We start from the raw sequence: 16,605 nt of genomic DNA, 5'->3' as shown, positions 1-16,605 counted from the left end.
GCGATTCGCCTGACAGCTCGGAACCTTCGAACGAACCGCCCGAAGCTGCCCCCGAGCTTCCCGAAACCGAGCTATCGAAGGAGTCTCCCGTGACCAAGTTCCGTGACGTCGAAATCCGTGCCCCGCGCGGCACCCAACTGAACGCCAAGAGCTGGCTGACCGAAGCGCCGCTGCGCATGCTGATGAACAACCTCGACCCGGAAGTCGCGGAGAACCCGAAGGAGCTGGTGGTGTACGGCGGCATCGGCCGCGCCGCGCGCAACTGGGAGTGCTACGACAAGATCGTCGAGACCCTGAAAGCGCTGAATGAGGACGAGACCCTGCTGGTGCAGTCCGGCAAGCCGGTCGGCGTGTTCAAGACCCACGCCAACGCCCCGCGCGTACTGATCGCCAACTCCAACCTGGTGCCGCAATGGGCCAACTGGGAACACTTCAACGAACTGGACGCCAAGGGCCTGGCCATGTACGGCCAGATGACCGCCGGCTCCTGGATCTACATCGGCAGCCAGGGCATCGTCCAGGGCACCTACGAAACCTTCGTCGAGGCCGGCCGCCAGCACTACGACGGCAACCTCAAGGGCCGCTGGGTGCTCACCGCCGGCCTGGGCGGCATGGGCGGCGCCCAGCCGCTGGCCGCGACCCTGGCCGGTGCCTGCTCGCTGAACATCGAATGCCAGCAGAGCCGCATCGACTTCCGCCTCGCCAGCCGCTACGTCGACGAGCAGGCCAAGGACCTGGACGACGCCCTGGCGCGCATCGCGAAATACACCGCCGAAGGCAAGGCCATCTCCATCGCCCTGCTGGGCAATGCTGCGGAAATCCTCCCGGAACTGCTCAAGCGCGGCGTGCGCCCGGACATGGTCACCGACCAGACCTCCGCCCACGACCCGCTCAACGGCTACCTGCCGGCCGGCTGGACCTGGGAGCAGTACCGCGACCGCGCGCAGACCGAACCCGCCGCCGTGGTGAAGGCCGCCAAGCAGTCCATGGCCGTGCACGTCAAGGCCATGCTGGAGTTCCAGAAGCAGGGCGTGCCGACCTTCGACTACGGCAACAACATCCGCCAGATGGCCAAGGAAGAGGGTGTCGAGAACGCCTTCGACTTCCCCGGCTTCGTCCCGGCCTATATCCGCCCGCTGTTCTGCCGTGGCATCGGCCCGTTCCGCTGGGCCGCGCTGTCCGGTGACGCCGAGGACATCTACAAGACCGACGCCAAGGTCAAGGAACTGATCCCGGACGACGCCCACCTGCACAACTGGCTGGACATGGCCAAGGAGCGCATCAGCTTCCAGGGCCTGCCGGCACGCATCTGCTGGGTTGGCCTGGGCCAGCGCGCCAAGCTCGGCCTGGCGTTCAACGAGATGGTCCGTCGCGGCGAGCTGAAGGCGCCGATCGTGATCGGCCGCGACCACCTGGACTCCGGCTCGGTGTCCAGCCCGAACCGCGAGACCGAGGCCATGCGCGACGGCTCCGACGCGGTGTCCGACTGGCCGCTGCTCAACGCCCTGCTGAACACCGCCAGCGGCGCGACCTGGGTCTCGCTGCACCACGGCGGCGGCGTGGGCATGGGCTTCTCCCAGCACTCGGGCATGGTGATCGTCTGCGACGGCACCGACGAGGCCGCCGCGCGCATCGCCAACGTACTGACCAACGATCCGGGTACCGGCGTGATGCGCCATGCCGACGCCGGCTACCAGATCGCCATCGACTGCGCCAGGGAACAGGGCCTGAACCTGCCGATGATCACCGGCAAATAAGGCAGCATCAGCAAGTCAGGACCAGGGAGGGGCCGCCGCACGGCGTGGTGCGGCGGCCCGGTCCGTAGAGATGTACATCGACCGACAAGAATCCTTCGGGAGAACAATAACGATGTCCCAGGCCAGTGATAGCTCCAAACCCCTGATCGAGGTGCGCTCGATCAACTACATCCCCGAGGCCGAGCGCCACGGCAAGCTCTACAGCCAGTTCACCCTGTGGCTGGGCGCCAACCTGCAGATCACCGCCATCGTCACCGGCGCCCTGGCCGTGGTGCTGGGCGGCGATGTGTTCTGGTCGCTGATCGGCCTGCTGATCGGCCAACTGCTGGGCGGTGGCGTGATGGCGCTGCACGCCGCGCAGGGGCCGAAGCTCGGCCTGCCGCAGATGATCTCCAGCCGCGTGCAGTTCGGCGTCTACGGCGCGGCCATCCCGATCGTGCTGGTGTGCCTGATGTACCTGGGCTTCACCGCCACCGGCACGGTGCTCTCCGGCCAGGCGCTGGGGCAGCTGTTCGGCGTCAGCGACAGCATCGGCATCCTGATGTTCGCCAGTGTCATCGTGCTGGTGACCGTGCTCGGCTACCGGGTGATCCACGTCATCGGCCGCATCGCCAGCGTCATCGGAGTGATCGCCTTCGTCTACCTGTTCAGCCGCCTGATGAGCCAGACCGATGTCGGCGCCCTGCTGCAGATTCGCCACTTCAGCTGGAGCAGCTTCCTGCTCGCGGTGTCCCTGGCTGCCTCCTGGCAGATCGCCTTCGGCCCCTACGTCGCGGACTACTCGCGCTACCTGCCGAGCAAGACTTCCTCGCTGAAGACCTTCCTCGCCGTGGGTGCCGGTTCGGTGATCGGCGCCCAGGTGGCGATGATCTTCGGCGTGTTCGCCGCGGCCGGGGCCAACGGGCAGTTCGCCGGCCATGAAGTAGCCTACATCGTCGGCCTGAGCGGTAGTGGCGCCATCGCCGCGCTGCTCTACTTCAGCATCGCCTTCGGCAAGATCACCATCTCGACGCTGAACTCCTACGGCAGCTTCATGTGCATCGCCACCGTGATCAGCGGCTTCCGCGGTCACCTGGAAGTGAGCCGTCTGCAACGCCTGGCGTTCGTCCTGTTGATCGTCGGCGCCGCGACTTTGATCGCGCTGCTCGGCCAGCACTCGTTCCTCGGCGCGTTCAAGTCCTTCATCCTCTTCCTGCTGGCCTTCTTCACTCCGTGGAGCGCGGTCAACCTGGTGGACTACTACTGCATCACCCGCGAGCACTATGACGTGCCGGCGCTGGCCGACCCCGATGGCCGCTACGGCCGCTGGAACATCCCCGGCATCAGCGTCTACGTGATCGGTGTGCTGGTGCAGCTGCCGTTCATCTCCACCAAGTTCTACACCGGCCCGCTGGTGGACGCCCTCGGTGGCGTGGATATTTCCTGGATCATCGGCCTCGTGGTTCCGGCCGTTCTCTATTACCTGGTCGCCCGGCGCGTAACGCGGGCAGTACCGGACCGGCTGATCCTGCCGGCCCGCACCTGAACAGACCGGCCGGCCGCCTGCGCAAGGAGGCGGCCCTTGCACTGCCCAACCTCATTCACGTTTAGGAGCATCAGATGAACAACACCAAGAAGACGCTGCTGGGACTGTTCCTTTCCGCCGGTCTGCTGGGCGGCGCCATGGCTTCGGCCCAGGCTGCCGGCTGGTGCGAAAGTGGCAAGCCGGTGAAATTCGCCGGACTGAACTGGGAGAGCGGCATGCTGCTCACCGACGTCATGCAGATCATCCTGAAGAACGGCTACGGCTGCGAAACCGACAGCCTGCCGGGCAACTCCATCACCATGGAGCAGGCCCTGGCCAACAACGACATCCAGGTCTTCGGTGAAGAATGGATCGGTCGCAGCGACGCCTGGAACAAGGCCGCCGCCGCGAACAAGGTGGTCGGCGTGGGCGCGCCCATCGTCGGCGCCACCGAGGGCTGGTACGTGCCGCGCTTCGTGATCGAAGGCGACAAGGCGCGTGGCATCGAAGCCAAGGCACCGAAGCTGAAGGCCGTGACCGACCTTGGGCAATACGCCGAGCTGTTCCGCGACCCGGAAGAGCCGGGCAAGGGCCGCTTCTACAACTGCCCGGCCGGCTGGACCTGCGAGCTGGAGAACTCCGAGATGCTGAAGAAATACGGCCTCGAGGACAAATACACCAACTTCCGTCCCGGCACCGGCCCGGCCCTGGATGCCGCCGTGCTGTCGAGCTACAAGCGCAAGGAGCCTATCCTCTTCTACTACTGGTCGCCGACGCCGCTGATGGGCCAGGCTGACCTGGTGAAGCTGGATGAGCCGGGCGTGAACAAGGACGTGAAGATCCAGGTCGGTCTGTCGAAGACCTTCCACGATCAGGCGCCGGAACTGGTGGCCGTGCTGGAGAAGGTCAACCTGCCCATCGACCTGCTGAACCAGAACCTGGCGAAGATGGCCAAGGAGAAACTCACCTCCGAGCAACTGGCCAAGTCCTTCCTCAAGGAGCACCCGGAAGTGTGGACCACCTGGGTCAGCGAGGACGCTGCGAAGAAGGTCCAGGCGGCGCTCTGACGCTGCCGAATCCGGGGACCGTTAGTACGGTCCCCGGCGATGCCCACTCCTGACGAGTACGTGCCATGTTCCCCGAACGCTTCACCTTCTCCATCGCCGACTGGGTCAACGGTTGGGTCGATGCCCTGGTCACCAATTACGGTGACGTGTTCCGCCACATCTCCGATACCCTGCTGTGGGCCATCGTCAACCTGGAAGGCGTGCTGCGGGCCACTCCCTGGTGGCTGATGCTGGCCATCGTCGCCGGCATCGCCTGGCACGCCACCCGACGCGTCCTGCCGACCGTCGTGATCGTCGGGCTGCTGTTCCTGGTGGGCGCCGTGGGCCTGTGGGACAAGCTGATGCAGACCCTCGCACTGATGATGGTCGCGACGATCATTTCGGTGCTGATCGGCATCCCGCTGGGCATCGTCGCCGCGCGCAGCGACCGCTTCCGCGCCGTGCTGCTGCCGCTGCTGGACATCATGCAGACCATGCCCAGCTTCGTGTACCTGATCCCGGTGCTGATGCTGTTCGGCCTGGGCAAGGTGCCGGCGATCTTCGCCACCGTGATCTACGCCGCACCGCCGCTGATCCGCCTGACCGACCTGGGCATCCGCCAGGTCGACCGCGAGGTGATGGAAGCCATCACCGCCTTCGGCGCCAACCGCCGTCAGCAACTGTTCGGCGTGCAGCTGCCGCTGGCGCTGCCCAGCATCATGGCCGGCATCAACCAGACCACCATGATGGCCCTGTCTATGGTCGTCATCGCCTCGATGATCGGCGCCCGTGGCCTGGGCGAGGACGTGCTGGTAGGCATCCAGACCCTCAACGTCGGCAAGGGCCTGGAAGCGGGTCTGGCCATCGTCATCCTCGCCGTGGTCATCGACCGCATCACCCAGGCTTACGGCCGCTCGCGCCACCATGAGGCCAGCAAATGAGCAAGATCCAGGTCAAGAACGTCTACAAGATCTTCGGCACCAAGGCCGACGCTGCGCTGGCGATGATCCGCCAGGGCAAGAGCAAGGCCGAGGTGCTGGCCGCCACCGATTGCGTGGTCGGCGTCAACGACCTCTCGCTGTCCATCGAGGCCGGGGAAATCTTCGTCATCATGGGCCTGTCCGGTTCCGGCAAATCGACCCTGGTGCGCCACTTCAACCGCCTGATCGACCCCACCAGCGGGCAGATCCTGGTGGATGGCGAGGACGTCCTCGCCTACGACGCCGCCGCTCTGGAGAACTTCCGCCGGCGCAAGATCAGCATGGTGTTCCAGAGCTTCGGCCTGCTGCCGCACAAGAGCGTGCTCGACAACGTCGCCTACGGCCTGAAGATCCGTGGCGAGAGCAAGGCACTGTGCCAGGAGCGCGCGCTGCACTGGATCGCCACCGTGGGCTTGAAGGGCTACGAGAAATCCTACCCGCACCAGCTCTCCGGCGGCATGCGGCAAAGGGTTGGCCTGGCCCGTGCACTGGCCGCCGACACCGACATCATCCTCATGGACGAAGCCTTCAGCGCCCTCGACCCGCTGATCCGCGCCGACATGCAGGACCAGTTGCTGGAGCTGCAGAAGACCCTGCACAAGACCATCGTCTTCATCACCCACGACCTCGATGAAGCCGTGCGCATCGGCAACCGCATCGCCATCCTCAAGGACGGCCAGCTGATCCAGGTGGGCGCGCCCGCCGACATCCTGCACAAGCCTGCCGACGAGTACGTCGACCGCTTCGTCCAGCGCCGCGTGGCCGCGCTGTAACACCATTCGCCGGCGGGGAAGGGGGCTTCCCCGCCTACAGGAGTTCCGCATGTCGTCCTCTTCCACCATCACCTTCGGCAACGGCCCGCTGCGCTGGCAGGACCTGGTCGCGGTGGCGCGCCGGGGTGCACGCCTGCAATTGTCGACGGCCGCCTGGGCACGCATCGACAACGCCCACGGCATCGTCGAACGCATCGTCAGCCGGGGGGAGCGGGCCTATGGCATCAGCACCGGCCTGGGTGCGCTGTGCAACGTGGTGCTGCAGGGCGAGCAACTGGCGCAGCTGTCGCGCAATACCCTGCTCAGCCATGCCTGCGGCGTGGGCGAGCCGCTCAAGGACGAACAGACCCGCGCGATCATCGCCGCCGCCATTGCCAACTACAGCCACGGCAAATCCGGCCTGCACCGCCGCGTGGTGGAAGCGCTGCTGGCGCTGCTGAACCACGGCATCACCCCGCGTGTGCCGGCGCAGGGCTCGGTGGGCTACCTGACCCACATGGCCCACGTCGGCGTGGCGCTGCTGGGCATCGGTGACGTGAGCTACCGCGGCGAAGTCGTTCCCGCTGCCCGCGCCCTGGCCGCCGAAGGCCTGGAGCCGGTGCAGCTGGGCGCCAAGGACGGGCTCTGCCTGGTCAACGGCACGCCGTGCATGACCGGCCTGAGCTGCCTCGCCCTCGACGAGGCGACCCGCCTCGCGCAGTGGGCCGACGTGATCGGCGCCATGAGCTTCGAAGCCTTGCGCGGGCAGATCGACGCCTTCGACGCGGAGATCATCGCGCTCAAGCCGCACCCGGGCATGCAGAAGGTCGGCGCCAACCTGCGCGCGCTGCTCGAAGGCAGCGAAGTGATTGCCAGCAACAAGGGTATCCGCACCCAGGACGCCCTGAGCATCCGCTCCATGCCGCAGATCCATGGCGCCTGTCGCGACCAGCTGGAGCATGCGGCGAAGCAGATCGAGACCGAACTCAATTCCGCCACCGACAACCCGCTGGTGCTGGGCACGCCGGATGACTACCGGGTGGTGTCGCAGGCCAACCCCCACGGCGAATCCGTGGCCATGGCCGCCGACCTGCTGGCGATCGCCGTGGCCGAGCTGGGCGGGGTTTCCGAGCGCCGGCTGGACCGCCTGGTGAATCCGCTGGTCAGCGGCCTGCCGGCCTTCCTGGTCAGCCAGCCGGGCGTCAACTCCGGGATGATGATCGCCCAGTACGTGGCCGCCTCCCTGGCCGGCGAGAACCGCCAGCTGGCGCAACCCGCCGTGCTGGACAACTTCGTCACCTCCGGCCTGCAGGAAGACCACCTGAGCCTGGGCACCAGCGCCGCACTCAAGCTCGGCCGTGCCCTGGACAACAGCCGGCGCATCCTCGCCATCGAATACCTGCTGGCCGCCCAGGCCTTCGAATTCCTCAAGCCGCAGCGCTTCGGCGCCGGCACCGACTGCGCCTGGAGCCTGCTGCGCGAGCAGGTCCCGGCCTATGACAGCGACCGCTGGCTGGCGCCGGACATCGCCCGCGCCGCCGAGCTGCTGGCCAACCCGGCGGCCTTGCACAGCGTGGGTGCGAGTATCGGGAGACTGCAATGAAACACCTCTGGCAGCACTGTCACGCCGCGACCATGAAGGACGGGCGCTACTCGATCATCGAGGACGCCGCGATCATCACCGAAGGCGAGCGCATCGCCTGGATCGGCCCGCGCGCCGAATTGCCCGAGCGTCCGGTGCAGAGCACCGATCTCGGCGGCGCCTGGGTCACGCCCGGCTTCATCGACTGCCATACTCACCTGGTGTTCGGCGGCGACCGCAGCGGCGAGTTCGAGCAGCGCCTGAACGGCGTCAGCTATGCCGAGATCGCCGCCGCCGGTGGCGGCATTGCCAGCACCGTGCGCGCCACCCGCGAGGCCAGCGAGGACGAGCTGCTGGCCAGCGCCATCAAGCGCGCGCGCCCACTGCTGGCCGATGGCGTGACCGTGCTGGAAGTGAAATCCGGCTACGGCCTGGATCTGGAAAGCGAGCGCCGCATGCTGCGCGTGGCCCGCCGGCTGGAGCAGGAACTGCCGGTGACCGTGCGCACCACCTGCCTGTCGGCCCATGCGCTACCCCCGGAATACGCCGGCCGCGCCGATGAGTACATCGACCGGATCTGCACCCACATCCTCCCGGCACTGGCCGAGGAAGGGCTGGTGGACGCGGTGGACGCCTTCTGCGAACACCTGGCGTTCTCCCCGGCGCAGGTCGAGCGGGTGTTCCAGGCCGCCCAGCGCCTGGGCCTGCCGGTGAAACTGCACGCCGAACAGCTGTCCTCGCTGCACGGCTCCAGCCTGGCCGCGCGCTACGGCGCGCTGTCCGCCGACCACCTCGAATTCATGGACGAAAGCGACGCCATCGCCATGGCCGAGGCCGGCACCGTTGCGGTGCTGTTGCCGGGCGCCTTCTTCGTCCTGCGTGAAACCCAACTGCCGCCGATGGACGCTCTGCGCAAGCACGGCGTGAACATCGCCATCGCCAGCGACCTCAACCCCGGCACCTCACCCGCGCTGTCCCTGCGCCTGATGATGAACATGGCCTGCACCGCGTTCCGCATGACGCCGGAAGAAGCGCTGGCCGGCGTCACCCTCAACGCCGCGCGCGCACTGGGCATGGCCGACAGCCACGGCAGCCTGGAAGCGGGCAAGGTCGCCGACTTCATCGCCTGGGACATCCAGCGTCCCGCCGAACTCGCCTACTGGCTCGGCGGCGACCTGCCCAAGCGCGTCATTCGTCACGGCGAAGAGCTGTGATGTTGCTCTTTGTAGGAGCGAGCTTGCTCGCGAACCCAACCCCGCAGCGGGGCTGTTCGCGAGCAAGCTCGCTCCTACAGGTTCGTCTTCGCCCGGTTTGGAGATAGCCCCATGGACAACGTTCTCGAATTCAAACGCGGCCGCGTGCCGCTGCTGGTCAGCATGCCGCACCCGGGCATCCGCCTGACGCCGGCAGTGGAAAACGGCCTGGTCGACGAAGCCCGCGAACTGGCCGATACCGACTGGCATATTCCCAGGCTCTACGCCTTCGCCGAAGAGTTGGGCGCCAGCACCCTGGCCGCCAATTACTCGCGCTACGTCATCGACCTCAACCGCCCGGCCGACGACAAGCCGCTGTACAGCACCGCCACCACCGGCCTCTACCCGGACACCCTGTTCGACGGCCGCCCGCTGTTCAAGGACGGCCAGGCGCCGTCGGCCGAGGAGCGCGCGCGTTATCTCGCCGAAGTCTGGACGCCCTACCACCGCACCCTCGCCGACGAGCTGGCGCGCCTGAAGGCCGAGTTCGGCTACGCGCTGCTGTGGGATGCCCACTCGATCGCCTCGGTGATCCCGCACCTGTTCGACGGCAAGCTGCCGGACTTCAACATCGGCACCAACAGCGGCGCGAGCTGCGATGCGGAGCTGGCCGAGCGACTGGTCGCCGTCTGCGCCGACGCCCCGGCCTATCGGCACATCCTCAACGGCCGCTTCAAGGGTGGGCACATCACCCGCCAGTACGGCCAGCCGCAGGACAACGTGCACGCGGTGCAGCTGGAGCTCGCGCAGTGCAACTACATGGATGAGCAGGCGCCCTTCGGCTACCGCGAAGACCTGGCCGCCCCCACCGCACGGGTGCTCCGGCGCATGCTGGAAACCTTCATCGCCTGGGGCCGCGAGCACTACGGGCGCTGACCGTTTTACGCAGTCTCCTGCCGGAGCGGGAATTTGTCGGCGCGGCGCCGTCGGTCCACGCATCCCGGCGGCGCTTATCCCGTTCCGGCAGGGGGCTGTCTTTTCATTCGAAGCGGAGCTGCGCCAGCATCTTCAGCCGCAAGGCTTGGGGGCGAGGAGGCCACAGAATGCCGGCTGACAGTGCTCCGTAGAGTCATGCACGGGAACTATCCCCATATTTTGTCGAAAGTTCTGATCGATCATATCCCCCGGTAGCCGCGATGCAGGTGAGTGCTAGGTTCGGACCCCGACCTGACTCGCTGCCATCAAGGATGACGACTCCCGATGATCATCAGCCCTCCGTTTCTTCCAACCTCCAATCCGGGCGAACCGGATAGCGCTTACCTCGACCGCGCGATGCTGGAAGGTATTCCCGGCAATGGCGGCTTTCCGGTCAGCTATGACCTGAACTGGCACGGTGGCGTCCATCTGACCGCGCCAATGGAAAGTGGGGCGCCACTACCTGTTCGAGCAGTCGCCGACGGTACCTTGGCGTACGTACGTCAACCAACCGCGCGCAGCAGCGACGAGAACCATGCGCTCAACTACGGCGGTGCCTGGACCGACGACGGCTGCATCGTGCTTCGCCATGAAACCGAAATAGGTGAAGGTGATACCGCACATGTCGTGTTCTTCTCCGTGTACCAGCACCTTTCGACGATCAAACTGAGCGACCCAGTGGTGGGTGGGAAGATCTACCGAAAGGATGAGCTGGGGCAGGCTGGGTCCATCAGGGAGCCGGGTACGGCAAAGATTCATTTCGAGATCATCGCCGCTGAAGCCGCCTCATTGATTGGGCGTACCAGCGCCAAGCTGGACCACCAGAGCAGCGACGGACGCAAGGACAGTTGCTGGGGCGATGCGCATTTCCATCTGCCCCCCGAGGTCCTGTGCTACGAGCAGCGACCCGCGAGTTGGGTCAGCTCGGACAACTCCACAGCTGCCATTGTTACCAGGCCGGCGCAGAGCCTGTTCATCCGACTGCGCTATGCAAAAGGCCAATGCATGCTGACCACCATTGCGGAAGCCGGTGAGGTGCTGGGTGAGCGTGCGGAAGTCACAGACTTTGAATACGAGCTTTATCAAACGGCCTGCGACCGCTATCCGGCTTGCCCCAGTGCCGGTTACGAGTTGCTGCGCTGGGGCAGGGTGCTCGGGCCGGATCCCTTGAGACCCGCGCAAGCTGCCCATTGGCGGCAAATTTCCTTACCCAGCGGTCCTGCATGGGTCAACTTGAATGCCACAACCGTGACCTGTTTCAGCGACGCCGACTTTCCTCACTGGCTTGGCTGGCAACTGGTCGACGATGACACCGACGATGATTCGCACTGTCAGTCGGCCATTGTTCGTGCGGTGTTGAAGCTGGATGAAGATCCCCTTTTCCCCGACGGCACGGACGCAATCTCCATTGCCAACTCCCCGTCTTATGGCGGCCTGCCAGCCGAGGAAAAGGATTGGTTGGGCGAGCGATATGAAATCGAGCAGGCACGCAATGTCGTGAGGCTCGGCGAGCACTACCAGTACCTCAAGCGATTTGCCTTCAAGTTCCCTACGGAATGGCGCCACGAGGGCTTTGATGCTCGCTATGGCTGGTGGGCAAGGATTTTCCATAACGACGATGCCGCTGTGCGGAGCTACGAGAAGTTGAAGGCTCATCAGAAGGCGTTGGCGTTCTGGGAGGAGGCTGCACTGGATGGCATCGGGAGCACCCATTGGCACTTTCCGCCCCGGCAGTTCATTGAGGCATTTCGGAAATGTGGTTGGCTGAGCCAGACGGAACTGACTCAACTGCTACCGATGACTGCATTGCGTAAGGCACATGGGCAGTGGGTGTCGGAGCCTGTCAGACTTGCGGATCGGACGGCGACGCGATTGAACGAGCGTCGCCCTGAACTCAATAAATCATTGCGTATGCATGGTATTGCTGCTTCTCCGCTGCGACTCGCCGCCTTCTTCGGTAATGCAATGCAAGAGACTCAATGGTTTGCCAAGCTGCATGAAGATAATTCAGGGGCTTGGTACTACCCGTGGGATGGGCGTGGTTTCCTACAACTTACACATGCCGAGAACTACATAAAGTACTGGCGCTTCCGTGGGCGTGTTGTCAGTGAAGCTCTGCGGCAGCAACTCCGAAATGCTGCGGTGATGGCACATCAGCAACATAGCAACAACGCTCTGCGGGATAGCAATTTCTCGGGGTTGACACCAGAAATGATCCAGTGGAGAAAGGATGTTGAAGGTGATCCGATCGATGCAGCTTATAGTGCAGCGGCTTATTGGTCTTGGACGAAGGCTGCGACATTCGCAGATCAGTCACCTGCCATAGTCAGGCAAGTCGTAAGTGGAGCGGATACGTTTGTCTATTACAGCAGCATCCCATTTGGGCAGGTAGCGGCTACGGTTAACTTTGGGAGTCCGACGACTACCACCTCCGCCATATCGGGGGTCAATGGAATACAGGCTCGCTATCAGGCATACATTAGCGCGCTAATGGTGTTGTCCGAGGGGCTTCGATTCACTGATATCCATGGGCAGGAAAACGAACAGCCGGAAGCCTATATTCCAAGGAAAGAATTATGAAACGTCTTAGTTTTTTTGCCATTATTCTGTTCGGCGTGACCACTGGTGCTCGTGCAGACTTGTCAGAGAACGCTGTGCGTGAGGTGGAATTTAATGGGTGTCGGTTTAAGATATCAAACTTACATGGAGGGGAGTTGCGTGTAAGCCGATACTCCCCCCCAAAGATGGCATTTTATAGGTTTAACTCAAATCCTTACACTCCTCACACAACTGAAACCTCAATCGAATTCTATTGTGATAGCTCTAAGGGGGGGAAGGCTTTCTCCGATATGGGGTTAGGGCGTCACAATGGGACGTGGTATTTGATCCCGAATAAAAGTGACCCTGGCAATCTCTTAAATCAAAAGCTCTATGTTCTAGATAACAATGGATTGGAAGGTGCTGCGGCGACCGATGATCAGACTACTGGTGATGAGGAAAGGCGCGTTCAAGGCATTGGTTTTTGCCTCACGAATCAGAAACAAATCTTGTGCGGAACCAGTCAGGCTGTTGGTTATGTGGCCTATCCCCAACAGTCTAGTTTGCCGAAAGTCCTTGAGTTGCTGAAGAGCATCAAGTTCCTTGAGCCAACTGAATAGCCCTGCATTAGTTAGCGCAGATTGAGTAAGTCGCTGCGGAACTCCACCGATCAGCTACTCAAGACAATGCCGTGCCAGTTGCCACTCGGCATGCCGCACCAGCATCTCCAGGAGCAGCGCCTGGGTGTGTGGTGGGGTTTCGTCGGCGCGCGTAAGGGCGTAGAGGGTCACCTTCACGGTGGGCGACAAGGTGCGTTGCACCGTCAGGCGCTCGTCCGCGCCCAGCGCGGTGAAGGGATCGACCAGCGCCAGTCCCGTCCCGGCTTCCACCAGCGTGCGCGCCAGCGCGTAGGTCTGCACGGCGATACGCACCCGCGGCGGCGGTTCTATATTCGCCAGGTGGCCTTCCAGGCGTGCGGAAAGCGGGTCGGAAGTGGACAACCCGATCATCGGTTCGCCTGCCAGTTCGCCCAGTGTCAGGGGTTTGCCCAGGCGTTCTTCCGGCCAGTGCCCGCTCGGCGCCAAGGCCACCAGCGGGCCGCTGGCAATGGGCTGCGAGCGCAGGCCGGGGTGGTCGGTCTGCTGCAGGGTCAGCGCCAGGTCCAGTTCGCGCATCAGCAGGTTCTGCACCAGCTCCCGGGAATGCTGGGTGGCCAGTTCGCAGCTGCTTTGCGGGTAGCGGTCCGTCCATTCGCGGATCACCGGCGGCAGCAGCGACAGCGCCATGGCCGGCGTGGCGCCCACCCGCAGGCGGTATTCCGGTTGCCGGCGCAGACTCTGCGCCAGGCGGCGCACGCCCTGCAGGCTTTCGCTGACCTTGGCCACCTCGCGCTCCAGCTCCAGCGCCTCGGGCGTCGCCTGCAGTTTTCCGCGTACGCGCAGGAACAGCGGGAAGCCCAACTGCTGCTCGGCGTGCTGCAGCACCTTGGTCACCGCCGGCTGGGAAACGTGCAGCAACTGGGCGGCGCCGCTGATCGAGCCGGTCTCGCGGATGGCCTGGAACACTTCGATATGGCGCAGGCGCATGGGCCTCCCCCTTGTATGAATAACGAACGCGTATAACGCAAGGTTATGGGTTGCCCATCTTTATTCATTGTTCGCCACCTGTCATCCGGCCCTAAGGTCGAGGCCTGGAATCTCTCGGGTGGTGGGGCGTAAATGGCACAGCGGGTTTGCATCATCGGCGCGGGCGTGGTCGGACTGGCCACCGCCCAGGCGCTGGTCCTCGAAGGATTCGACGTCACCGTGCTGGAAGCGCGGGATGCGGCTGGGCTGGAAACCAGCTTCGCCAACGGTGGCCAGTTGTCCTACCGCTATGTGGCGCCGCTGGCCGATGCCGGCGTACCGCAGCAGGCGCTGGGCTGGCTGCTGCGCGGGGACTCGCCACTGCGCCTGCGCCCGCGCCTGGACCCGGCGCAGTGGCGCTGGCTGATGGAGTTCACGGCGGCCTGCCGGCGTTCGGTGAACCAGGCCAATGCGCAGCATCTTCTGCGCCTGGCGTTGTTCAGCCAGGCGACGCTGGCGCAGTGGCGAGTAGACGGTCTGGACGGTTTCGACTGGCGGCGCAACGGCAAGCTGGTGGCCTTCCGCGATGAAGGCAGCTTCCGCAGCGCACGGCAGAACCTGTCCGATCCGTCCGTGCAATTCGTGCTTTCGGCGCAGCAGTGCCGCGAACTTGACCCGGCACTGGAGCGTGCGCCCTTCGTGGGCGGCATCCACACGCCGGACGAGGAGGTCGCCGATTGCTTCCGATTCTGCCAGCGGCTGGCTGAGCGCCTCCAGGCCTCGGGTCGTTGCCGAATCCTCTACGGGCATCCGGCTTCGCGGCTGGTCCTCCGAAACGGCGCCGTGGCGGGTGTGGAGGCGGGCGGCGAGAGCTTCGAGGCCGATCACGTCGTGCTCGCCGCCGGCTACCGCAGCGCCGCGTTGCTGCCGGACGGGCCGCGCCTGCCGCTCTATCCGCTCAAGGGCTACAGCCTGACCGCGCCGATCCGCACGGACGACCACGCCCCTGACGTGAGCCTTACCGACTACGACCGCAAGGTGGTCTACGCGCGCATCGGCGACCGCCTGCGCATCGCCGCCATGGTCGACATCGTCGGCTTCGACCCGCGCCTGGAGCCTAAGCGGCTGGCGCTGATCCGCCAGCAGGCGATGGATACCCTGCCGGATGCCTGCGACTACGGCGCGACTATCGAATGGGCCGGCATGCGCCCGGCCACGCCTACCGGCGTGCCATTGGTGGGCGCCTGCGGGCCGCGTGGACTGTGGCTGAATCTTGGCCACGGCGCGTTGGGCTTCACCCTGGCCTGCGGCAGTGGGCAACTGGTCGCCGCGCAGATCGCCGGGCATTGTCCTGGCTTCGACACTACCGGCCTGACGCCTGAGCGCCTGGCCGGCTGACTGCATCGAATAGGGAGACTCACCATGCAACTCACCCGCATCGCCACCAACGACCGCCTTTCCGGCGCCATGGTCTTCGGCTCGCTGGTATTCCTCTCCGGACAGGTGCCCGGACAGGCCATCGATATCCAGGGCCAGACCCGCGAAGTGCTGGCGAAGATCGACGCGCTGCTGGCCGAGGCCGGCAGCGACAAGACGAATATCTTGAGCGCCACGATCTATCTGAAGGACATCGCCAGCGACTTCGAAGCCATGAACGGCGAGTGGTCTGCCTGGCTGCCGGAAGGCTGCGCGCCGACCCGCACCACGGTGCAGGCGCTGCTGGCGCGGCCGTCTGTGTTGGTGGAAATCACCGTAATTGCCGCGCGGCCCTGAATCTCAACCAATTCACAACAACAAGAAGGATCGAACCCATGAAATGCATTGCTCTGGGAATATTGGCGGCGTCCAGCCTGGTCTGCGCGCTGGCGCAGGCCGAGGAGGCACTGGACGGCACGCTGAAGAAAGTGGCCGAGCGCGGCACGATAACCCTGGGTTATCGCGATGCCTCGGTGCCGTTCTCCTACCTGGGCGACAACAGTGGCCAGCCCATGGGCTACTCGGTGGACCTGGCCGGCAAGGTGGTCGAGCGCCTGAAGCAGAAGCTGGACAAGCCCGACCTCAAGGTGAAGTACAACCTGGTGACCTCGCAGACGCGCATCCCCCTGGTGCAGAACGGCACCGTGGATCTGGAATGCGGCTCCACCGGCGTCACCGCCGAGCGCATGAAGCAGGTCGCCTTCTCCTACGGCTTCATCTATGTGAAGGGCCAGTTGCTGACCGCCAGGGACAGCGGCATCCACGACTTTGCCGACCTCAAGGGCAAGAACGTGGTGACCACCGCCGGTACCACCAACGAGCGCTACCTCAAGGCCTACAACGCCGAACACAAGCTGGGTATGAACGTGGTCAGCGCCAAGGACCACGGCGAAGCCTTCCTCATGCTGCAGTCCGGCCGCGCGGTGGCTTTCTATATGGATGACGCCTTGCTCTACGGCGAGAAGGCCAAGGCCCGTGACCCGCACCAGTGGGTGGTGGTGGGCGAGCCGCAATCGCGGGAGATCTATGCCTGCATGGTGCGCAAGGACGATCCGCAGTTCCTCGCCCTGGTCAACCAGGCGCTGGCCGATCTGTACGCCTCCGGCGAGATCAAGGGCATCTATCAGCGTTGGTTCGAGCAGCCGATCCCGCCGAAGAACCTCAACCTGGAATTCCCCATGACCGCCGAGCTGCAGGCGATCATCGCCAAGCCGACCAGCGAGCCCGTGCAGTAACC

At 64.6% G+C, this 16,605-nt stretch carries 13 protein-coding genes and 1 pseudogene; 13 read left to right on the top strand and 1 reads right to left on the bottom strand.

Annotated elements, in window-relative coordinates; translation table 11 throughout:
* The first annotated feature begins 89 nt into the window (after positions 1-89).
* The 10 genes from hutU to ACAW63_RS02335 all read left to right on the top strand — a co-directional run bounded on the left by hutU (position 90) and on the right by ACAW63_RS02335 (position 12,947).
* The gene (hutU, locus tag ACAW63_RS02380) at positions 90-1,757 is read left to right on the top strand and encodes a urocanate hydratase (protein ID WP_371231421.1); all 1,668 of its coding nucleotides are present in this window, start codon (positions 90-92) and stop codon (positions 1,755-1,757) included.
* A gap of 112 nt (positions 1,758-1,869) precedes the next feature.
* Positions 1,870-3,282 (top strand): cytosine permease, encoded by a 1,413-nt coding sequence (locus ACAW63_RS02375; protein ID WP_371231420.1) that lies wholly within the window; start codon positions 1,870-1,872, stop codon positions 3,280-3,282.
* 74 nt (positions 3,283-3,356) lie between these two features.
* Positions 3,357-4,328 carry an ABC transporter substrate-binding protein gene (locus tag ACAW63_RS02370; protein ID WP_371231418.1) on the top strand — a complete coding sequence of 324 codons (972 nt, stop codon included), beginning with the start codon at positions 3,357-3,359 and terminating at the stop codon, positions 4,326-4,328.
* A gap of 65 nt (positions 4,329-4,393) precedes the next feature.
* Positions 4,394-5,248, top strand: a complete 855-nt coding sequence (locus ACAW63_RS02365) for an ABC transporter permease (protein ID WP_371231416.1) — start codon at positions 4,394-4,396, stop codon at positions 5,246-5,248.
* Positions 5,245-6,060: a glycine betaine/L-proline ABC transporter ATP-binding protein gene (locus ACAW63_RS02360; protein ID WP_371231414.1), complete on the top strand. Its 816-nt coding sequence runs from the start codon at positions 5,245-5,247 to the stop codon at positions 6,058-6,060. Before ACAW63_RS02365 ends, ACAW63_RS02360 begins: the two co-directional genes overlap by 4 nt.
* Before the next feature lie 49 nt (positions 6,061-6,109).
* Positions 6,110-7,642: a histidine ammonia-lyase gene (gene hutH, locus ACAW63_RS02355; RefSeq protein ID WP_371231412.1), complete on the top strand. Its 1,533-nt coding sequence runs from the start codon at positions 6,110-6,112 to the stop codon at positions 7,640-7,642.
* On the top strand, positions 7,639-8,835 hold the full coding sequence (hutI, locus tag ACAW63_RS02350) for an imidazolonepropionase (protein ID WP_371231410.1): 1,197 nt from the start codon (positions 7,639-7,641) through the stop codon (positions 8,833-8,835). The genes hutH and hutI overlap by 4 nt, the downstream gene beginning before the upstream one ends.
* A 111-nt stretch (positions 8,836-8,946) precedes the next feature.
* Positions 8,947-9,750, top strand: coding sequence for an N-formylglutamate deformylase (gene hutG / locus ACAW63_RS02345; RefSeq protein ID WP_371231408.1), 804 nt, complete (start codon positions 8,947-8,949; stop codon positions 9,748-9,750).
* Between the two features lie 324 nt (positions 9,751-10,074).
* A complete protein-coding gene (locus tag ACAW63_RS02340) occupies positions 10,075-12,369 on the top strand; it encodes a M23 family metallopeptidase (protein ID WP_371231406.1) in 2,295 nt (764 codons plus the stop codon).
* A complete protein-coding gene (locus ACAW63_RS02335) occupies positions 12,366-12,947 on the top strand; it encodes a hypothetical protein (protein ID WP_371231405.1) in 582 nt (193 codons plus the stop codon). Before ACAW63_RS02340 ends, ACAW63_RS02335 begins: the two co-directional genes overlap by 4 nt.
* Positions 12,948-13,001: 54 nt before the next feature.
* Here the strand turns inward: ACAW63_RS02335 and ACAW63_RS02330 are convergent.
* Positions 13,002-13,981 (bottom strand): annotated as a pseudogene (locus ACAW63_RS02330) (LysR family transcriptional regulator).
* Positions 13,982-14,045: 64 nt separating this feature from the next.
* Between ACAW63_RS02330 and ACAW63_RS02325 the strand changes: the two are divergent.
* The 3 genes from ACAW63_RS02325 to ACAW63_RS02315 are packed head-to-tail and all read left to right on the top strand — an operon-like array spanning position 14,046 to position 16,603.
* Positions 14,046-15,290 carry a D-amino acid dehydrogenase gene (locus ACAW63_RS02325; RefSeq protein WP_371231403.1) on the top strand — a complete coding sequence of 415 codons (1,245 nt, stop codon included), beginning with the start codon at positions 14,046-14,048 and terminating at the stop codon, positions 15,288-15,290.
* A gap of 24 nt (positions 15,291-15,314) precedes the next feature.
* The gene (locus ACAW63_RS02320) at positions 15,315-15,665 is read left to right on the top strand and encodes a RidA family protein (RefSeq protein WP_371231401.1); all 351 of its coding nucleotides are present in this window, start codon (positions 15,315-15,317) and stop codon (positions 15,663-15,665) included.
* A gap of 38 nt (positions 15,666-15,703) precedes the next feature.
* On the top strand, positions 15,704-16,603 hold the full coding sequence (locus ACAW63_RS02315) for a transporter substrate-binding domain-containing protein (protein ID WP_371231399.1): 900 nt from the start codon (positions 15,704-15,706) through the stop codon (positions 16,601-16,603).
* Positions 16,604-16,605: the final 2 nt, after the last annotated feature.

Source organism: Pseudomonas sp. QE6, from assembly GCF_041379005.1.
In the GTDB taxonomy this organism is placed as follows: domain Bacteria; phylum Pseudomonadota; class Gammaproteobacteria; order Pseudomonadales; family Pseudomonadaceae; genus Pseudomonas.
Note: the sequence above shows the minus strand (reverse complement) of the source record. Positions and strands in the feature narration are given on the sequence as shown.

Bases quoted from the DNA above. Each gene is read 5' to 3' on its own strand.
- ACAW63_RS02375 (WP_371231420.1), top strand. From the start codon at position 1,870: ATGTCCCAGGCCAGTGATAGCTCCAAACCCCTGATCGAGGTGCGCTCG.
- ACAW63_RS02370 (WP_371231418.1), top strand. From the start codon at position 3,357: ATGAACAACACCAAGAAGACGCTGCTGGGACTGTTCCTTTCCGCCGGT.
- ACAW63_RS02365 (WP_371231416.1), top strand. From the start codon at position 4,394: ATGTTCCCCGAACGCTTCACCTTCTCCATCGCCGACTGGGTCAACGGT.
- ACAW63_RS02360 (WP_371231414.1), top strand. From the start codon at position 5,245: ATGAGCAAGATCCAGGTCAAGAACGTCTACAAGATCTTCGGCACCAAG.
- hutH (WP_371231412.1), top strand. From the start codon at position 6,110: ATGTCGTCCTCTTCCACCATCACCTTCGGCAACGGCCCGCTGCGCTGG.
- hutI (WP_371231410.1), top strand. From the start codon at position 7,639: ATGAAACACCTCTGGCAGCACTGTCACGCCGCGACCATGAAGGACGGG.
- hutG (WP_371231408.1), top strand. From the start codon at position 8,947: ATGGACAACGTTCTCGAATTCAAACGCGGCCGCGTGCCGCTGCTGGTC.
- ACAW63_RS02340 (WP_371231406.1), top strand. From the start codon at position 10,075: ATGATCATCAGCCCTCCGTTTCTTCCAACCTCCAATCCGGGCGAACCG.
- ACAW63_RS02335 (WP_371231405.1), top strand. From the start codon at position 12,366: ATGAAACGTCTTAGTTTTTTTGCCATTATTCTGTTCGGCGTGACCACT.
- ACAW63_RS02325 (WP_371231403.1), top strand. From the start codon at position 14,046: ATGGCACAGCGGGTTTGCATCATCGGCGCGGGCGTGGTCGGACTGGCC.
- ACAW63_RS02320 (WP_371231401.1), top strand. From the start codon at position 15,315: ATGCAACTCACCCGCATCGCCACCAACGACCGCCTTTCCGGCGCCATG.
- ACAW63_RS02315 (WP_371231399.1), top strand. From the start codon at position 15,704: ATGAAATGCATTGCTCTGGGAATATTGGCGGCGTCCAGCCTGGTCTGC.